A 6,738-nucleotide genomic window follows, 5' to 3' on the forward strand; every position below is an offset into this window, starting at 1 on the left:
AAACTCTGCTCGATGGCGGGCGGCGGCGTACAAAAAATCTATATGGTGTTGTTAAGAGAACCGTCCCGGCGGGACAGGTCAGGCAGTGACCTGTTCCACCTCCGGGATGGGTTTGAGATTAAAATGAATTTCGATAGAAATGTGTCTTGTTTTATTTTCGTCAATGCGCTCATGCACGACGATTTCTTTGATTAAGCGGTTGAGGGTGGCTGCGTCCAGCTCTGTGATGTTGGCGTATTCCTGAATGGCTTCCACCCATTGTTTTGCGTCATTGGCAAGCTGGACTTCATCGGACAGCCGCTTCCTGCCCTCGGACACTTTTGTTTTAAGCTCCGTCTGCTCGGTCTGTGTCCTTTCCAGCATGGTGTTGAAGTTCTGCTCACTGATACGCCCTGCAATCATATCCTCATAAAGCCGCATTACCATTTTGTCCAGAACCTCAATCCGTTCCTCGTCCCTTGTAAGGGAGCGTTCCATTGCTTCCCGCTGTTCCCGCTGCTCGGCTTCACAGGTATTGGTCAGGCGGTCGGCAACCGCTTCCCCGTCCATCAGGGCAGCTCTGGCACATTCCCGTATTTTCCGCAGCACATGGCTGTAAAGGGTGTCATAATCAATCCGGTGCTGGGTGCAGTGGTTCTTTCCAAAGGCATTGTAGGTCTTGCAGGAGTATATCCGCTGGGGATGTTTTGCGTTTGTGTAGCGTATCGTCAGCGACTTCCCACACTCGCCGCATTTTAGCAGTCCGGCAAACAGGCTGATTTCATTGGTCTGCCCCGGACGCTGGCGGGATTTCAGCTTGTTCTGCACAATGTCAAAACTCATGCGGTCAATCAGCGGTTCATGCTGTCCCTCCACCACAATCCAGTCCTCCGGCTTCTTTTCCCCAATCGTGCCGATTTTGAAGCGGTAGTCTTTTTTCTGGGAAGCAATCGCCCCGGTGTAGACGGGATTCATCAAAAGGTCTTTGATAACGGAGAAGTCCCACATATACCGCCCGTTTTCCGGGTCTTTCTTTTCCCATTTGGTGCGGGTATTGCGAAGCCCCCGTTCCCGATTCCACCATGTGGGGCAGGGGATTTTTTCTTCCTCCAGCCGTCTGCGGATATAGTTCGGACCATGACCGTTCAGGGCATATCCGAAAATCAGCCGCACAATCGGGGCGGTTTCCTCGTCAATGAGCAAATGGTTTTTGTCCTCCGGGTCTTTCCGATACCCAAACGGGGCAAGACACCCGGTAAACTGTCCTTTCTGCGCTTTCAGAAGATAAGAGGAATGGACTTTCTTGGAAATATCCTTGCTGTACATCTCGTTCAGGATATTCTTGAACGGGGCAATGTCGTTGTTATCCCGCAGGGTGTCGATACCGTCATTCATGGCGATATAGCGGACACCGTTTCTTGGGAAAAAGTCCTCAATCAAATGCCCGGTTTGCAGATAGTTACGCCCCAGTCGGCTGAGGTCTTTCGTGATGACAAGGTTGATTTGCCTGCGCTCAATGGCTCTCAACATTCTCTGTAAATCAGGACGCTCCATGTTAAGACCTGTGAAGCCATCGTCCTGATAGACTGCCACAACCTCCCATCCCTGCTTTTCGCAGTATTTTTCCAGCATATCACGCTGGTTTGCGATACTGGCACTTTCGCCTTGCAGGTCATCGTCCTTTGACAGCCTGCAATAGACCGCTGCACGATACCCTCCGGTAAGTGCCGAACCGATTGTTCTGTATTCCATTTCGTTCATCATAGCCATTTACCCACACAATCCAGACGGTATCTGGCTCTTTTGCACCTCATCTTCATTATACTTCAAATCTTTCTTTTTAGCAAGATATTCTTTCGTATTTGTCTTTCCGTATTTCTGGGAAATCAGGCTGACGAACACATCAGTTGCGTCCAGCTCCCCGTCAAACACTGTTGTAACATGAATCTCTGTTTTGTTTTTTGCCATAGGCAGTTATCCTCCATACATGAAAATAGCCAGACAGAGGGTGTCGGCAACGAAGTCCGGCAACGGGCTTCAAAAGACCTTGCAAACAATCTCAATCTGGCGATGGTTACTATTTATACTTTTCTTTTATTTTTCTGTTGTTTTGGTTGTTATAAGGGAGAAAAGCCCGCAATTATGGGGTTTTCCCCGGCAACCGGCTCGGCAACGGGATAGCAACAGGGGATGCAACGGGCTGTCATTTTCAGAATGGAAGCTCCATCTGTTCTGTGACCTCCACAAAACCGTCCATCGTTTTTTCAGACGGGTTGCCGGAGTCCGTTGCCGGGTTTTCACGCTCCCAGCCCTTTTGTCTGCCATATTCGGAAAACATTCTTGGGTTCGGGAAGTACCGCCAGCGGTCAATGCACTGGTTCATAATCTCGTTGATTTCCCGGATTTCCCATTGCTTCGGCTCGTCAAAGGCATGGTTCAAGGCTTCCTTGTAGAGCTGCTTGGAACAGACCATGCTCCCGGTGTACTTATCAAGATACGCCTGTATCATCCCGGCTTTGGTGTCCTCCGGCATAAAATCCCGCTGGTGTTCTTTGAGATACCGCTGCATGGCGGGGCTGAAAGCCAACTTGAACCTGCCGCTTCGGTAAATCTCCATCGCTTCCGCCCACATCTGCTCGATATAGTCTCTGGAAGCGGCTTCATCCTCCAAAATGTGAACCTCGGCTTGCTCTGGGTACACCATGACCGGGATAAAGCGGCGGTTGCCGGAACGGTCAAGGGGCAGGAAGTCAAGGGCATTGGAAGTGCCGCCAAACACGCACTGACGGGGGCGGTCTGCCGGGTGGGTTTCATAGGGTATCTTGTAAACCTCTTTCTGCCGGCTTAAAAATGACTTGATTTCCTCAATGCTCTTGGCGTTGGCGGTTGCCATCATTTCCGACATTTCGATAATCCAGTGACCTTGCAGCTTGCGGTACACATTGTCATCGTCCAACTTCCGCAAATCATCGGAGAACCACTCGTCCCGGACTGCCAGCAGACGGAAGAAGGTGGACTTGCCAGCCCCCTGACCGCCTACCAGACAGAGCATGATTTCAAACTTGCATCCGGGCTGAAAGGCTCGTGAGATTGCACCCAGCAGGAATAGCTTCAACGCTTCATAGGTGTAATCGTCTGCGTCAGCCCCCAGAAAGTGCCGCAGGCAGAAACGGATTCGTTCTGTACCGTCCCACATAAGGGAATTGAGATAGTCCCGAATGGGATGGTACTTGTTTTCATTCGCCACAATCCCGATGGCGTTATCAATCTTTTTCTCATTGGTAAGCCCGTAGGTTTCTTCCAGATAAAGAAGCAGATACTTCATGTCCGTATCGTTCAGGGCGGTGCTTTCCCTGTGAAAACCGATGGGCTTTATGATGTCCTTGCGGTCAGTCAGGATGTTGTATGCGATAGCCCCGGAAAGCAGCGGGTCACGTTGGAATACGGTCAGGCAGTTCCGTATGCTCTGACGGACACCGCCTTTCTCGGTGGTTTCCAGCCCCGCCTTGATTTCCTCAATGCTCTGGGGCGGCTGCATGGCGTTCATGGTGTTTTTTAGTTCTTGCTGCGTCTGCGGCTGCAAGCTCTGCCATTCGCTGTTCAAGCTGTATCACATCCTTTCCGTAGTCCGTAATCAAAGCCGCTTTTTCCTCTGTCTCCCCGAACAGCAGCACATCCAGCAGATATTCCACATGGTCTTGCTTCTGTAAGGCTTCCTCCGGGGAGTGCGGGACATAATCCTTTCTCCATGCCCGGAGCAGGTGGAGATAATCGGCAAGAATACGGAAGCAGCGGTTCTTTGCTTCCTGAAACTGTTCCTCCGGGGATTTCTGCCGGGGCTTGGGCTTTTTTGCCTTTCCCGGCGGCTTCCAGTCCTCATAGGAAAGCCCGAAGTCCTGTGCCAGTTGTACGGCGGCTTCTTTCTTTCCCAGTCCATACAGGGCAGCGGCAAAATCAATCACATCTCCATCCGCACCGCAGCCGAAGCAGTGGTAACGCCGATCCAGCTTCATGCTTGGGGTCTTATCGTTATGGAACGGGCAGCAAGCCATCCCGTTCCGACCTACATGGATTCCATAATGCTCCGCAGCCTGTCTTGTTGTGACGGACTGCTTCACAGCTTCAAATACATTCAAATCTATCCCTCCTTGAAAATAAGAAAAGCACCTGACATTCTCTGATTGAAAATGGCAAGTGCCTGTTAAAGTTCCATATCCTGTTGTTTGTGTTTCTTCTGTGCCGGGGCGGTTCTTTGTGCTTTTTTCTCGTCAGCCTTATCCTGCAAGACTTCTTTGATAGGCTGTTTCTTGGGCGGCTCTTTGCTTTCTTCTGTGCCGGGTGTTGCTTTCCGTACCCAGTAGCGGATGTCCCGCAGTTTCCTCAAATCCTCCTGTACCTCGGTCAGCGGTACTTTCAGCTCTGCGATTTCGCTAAGAAGCATTTCCTGCTCCTGTTGCAGCTCATTTTTCGTTTTATCCTTATCGTCCGGATGTTTGGCAAGATAGGCGGCGGCTTTCTCATACCGGACAACCTCCGGGTGTTCCTGTTTGAATTTCTCCTTTGTTTTCTTAAAAAATATCTTCTGGTACTTCTCATAGACAGGCTTACATTCCTTGCAGTCTATCCGGCTGGCGAGAATTCCGTCAATCACTTTGCTGCGGGTTTCCTTTGGCTTCATCTGATTGCGGTAATCTGCGGCTGATTTCCCGGAAGATTCCAGAAATGCTTCTAAGTCCTCCACAGTGGAAAGCCCCTTTTGCCGGAGATAGGACAGGGCTTCGCTGACTGCCTTTAAGTCCTGTGAAGTCCCCCGGTTCTGTCCAGCCCTTGTCCAGTCCTTCCGTTCTTCCTTTCGTATCTCCATATACTTCATCAACAGATTGGGAAGAAGTGTTGCTTCCTCCGCCGCTTTTTGTGCAAGCAGCTCTTTCCGTTTTTCTCCCAGCTCGGTAATCCAGCCTTTGAGGTTTTGGATAAGCTGCCGGATGGATTTCATCAGGCGGTTGGCGGCTCTGATTTCCCGGTTCAGGTTGCCGATATTCGTCTGGATACCACGCTTTTCCATCTGCCGGACAGCAGCCCCCTCATGGACAGTAGGGACAATATCAAGCCCCTGTCTGGCATAGGAACGCAAGTCCACACGCTCCGGGCGGTCATTGGCTTCCAGATAGCGGTTCTGGATGACCTCCCATTCATGCCGCCAGATTTCACAATACTTCTGGTCGTTCCAGTCCACCGTATCCTCCTTGTGGCTTTTCCATCTGCCGGATGGCAGCTTTATCCGTTCCCCATTCTCATCAAGGTCATAAACCTTGCGGCTCTTGGGAAGCCATTTCCCATGTTCGTCCATTGCCCTCATAGTGAGCAGGACATGGGCGTGGGGATTATGTCCCGGCGGATGGGGGTCATGGATGGCAAAATCAGCAATCATGCCTTTGGAAACAAACTGCTTCTGGCAGAACTCCCGGACAAGGACAGCGTACTGGTCGGGCGGTATCTCTCTTGGGATGGTAAGCACCCACCGCCTTGCAAGCTGGGAGTTCCATTGTTTTTCCACCGCTTCGGCGGCATTCCATAGGGTATTGCGGTCTGCATACGACCGTGGGGCATTTGCCGGGAGCAGGATTTCATTGTGGACGATACCACGCTTTTCCGGGTAGTGCTTCACTTGCTGGTCGTATTCACAGAACAGCTTTTCGCCGCTTTGGTAAGCAGCGGCGGCAACCGCAGACTGCCGCTGGCTGCGCTGAACAATCGTGATTTCGTTGTGTGGACAGGGCATTTCGTGTCCCTCCTTTCGGTAATTGGTGGATGGGGTGGCGTTTTACCACCTCATTTGGGGCAGAAAAAAAGCAGGAGACCTTTTCAGATTTCCTGCTCGGTGTGCCGCTGTGTGGGCGGCGGGTATTTAGTTGTAAAAGTTCGGGGCAAGTTGACCCGATGTATAAGAAATAATAAACCAGAAGTTTACAAGCTAAATTTGTTACAACAAAAATGTAAATACTCTTTAACCGATATTTCTTTGCTATTCAAAATTCCAATAGCAATAAATATAACTTCTGCAACTGTAAGATAGCAGTCTTTCAAATCAAAAATAAAAAGGGTAGGTATCTGCAAAAAATCTAAACTTCCACCCCAAAACAGCTTATCAATCAAGCTACATAAACATCCCGATATGCCACAAATCATTATTATTTTTACCCAAAAACTTATATGTGCTCTTTTTGCCTGATATAGCATATATCCTGAAAAAAAGAGGAACAAAACAAACACATTCAATAAAATGGTAACAAACGGACTTGATAATAATTCGAAGAAATTTCCAGCATAAGATAAACGAGTATTTAGTTCTGGATTAAATCTTAAAACTTTGGCTATTATATCAAATTCGCATTTCATAAATACTTTTGAAATTACTATTTTAACCGTCTGGTCAATTAAAACCAATAATGCCACAGGTATAATAAACGGCTTAAACTTTTCCATCAGTAACACTTCCTCTCAAATTATTATTTTATTATTTCTTCTTTTTCGATTTAGGGGTAGGCAATTCCTCATACATAGCATTAAACAATCCTGTCAAAAACTCTTTATTATCAACTTCATCTACCAACAACATTTCTTTTGCTCCCTCGTAAGGTATTACTCCTCCGCCGAAAGATAGGAAAGAAGCGGATGGAGGAAAAAACGAATAACCCGAGAGGGATTATGCTGGAGCCGACGCATAAATGAATGAATGTTATGAGAGATATCCTGCGC

General features: G+C 48.9%; 6 protein-coding genes and 1 pseudogene. All 7 read right to left on the bottom strand.

Going from position 1 to position 6,738, the window contains the following annotated elements; all coding sequences use genetic code 11:
- Positions 1-78: 78 nt before the first annotated feature.
- Positions 79-1,749, bottom strand: coding sequence for a recombinase family protein (locus U8U68_RS17210; protein ID WP_322202995.1), 1,671 nt, complete (start codon positions 1,747-1,749; stop codon positions 79-81).
- The gene (locus U8U68_RS17215; RefSeq protein ID WP_004612761.1) at positions 1,750-1,947 is read right to left on the bottom strand and encodes a hypothetical protein; all 198 of its coding nucleotides are present in this window, start codon (positions 1,945-1,947) and stop codon (positions 1,750-1,752) included.
- A gap of 241 nt (positions 1,948-2,188) precedes the next feature.
- Positions 2,189-3,526 (bottom strand): virulence-associated E family protein, encoded by a 1,338-nt coding sequence (locus U8U68_RS17220; RefSeq protein ID WP_322203023.1) that lies wholly within the window; start codon positions 3,524-3,526, stop codon positions 2,189-2,191.
- Positions 3,495-4,115 carry a CHC2 zinc finger domain-containing protein gene (locus tag U8U68_RS17225; RefSeq protein WP_322203014.1) on the bottom strand — a complete coding sequence of 207 codons (621 nt, stop codon included), beginning with the start codon at positions 4,113-4,115 and terminating at the stop codon, positions 3,495-3,497. The genes U8U68_RS17220 and U8U68_RS17225 overlap by 32 nt, the downstream gene beginning before the upstream one ends.
- A gap of 65 nt (positions 4,116-4,180) precedes the next feature.
- Positions 4,181-5,761 (bottom strand): MobQ family relaxase, encoded by a 1,581-nt coding sequence (gene mobQ / locus U8U68_RS17230; RefSeq protein ID WP_322203016.1) that lies wholly within the window; start codon positions 5,759-5,761, stop codon positions 4,181-4,183.
- Between the two features lie 185 nt (positions 5,762-5,946).
- Positions 5,947-6,465 carry a signal peptidase II gene (locus tag U8U68_RS17235; protein WP_322203018.1) on the bottom strand — a complete coding sequence of 173 codons (519 nt, stop codon included), beginning with the start codon at positions 6,463-6,465 and terminating at the stop codon, positions 5,947-5,949.
- Positions 6,466-6,496: 31 nt separating this feature from the next.
- A pseudogene (locus U8U68_RS17240) lies at positions 6,497-6,622 on the bottom strand (TfoX/Sxy family protein); the annotation flags it as partial.
- Positions 6,623-6,738 lie beyond the last annotated feature (116 nt).

This window comes from Acutalibacter intestini (genome assembly GCF_034334985.1).
Taxonomy (GTDB): Bacteria; Bacillota; Clostridia; order Oscillospirales; family Acutalibacteraceae; genus Acutalibacter; species Acutalibacter intestini.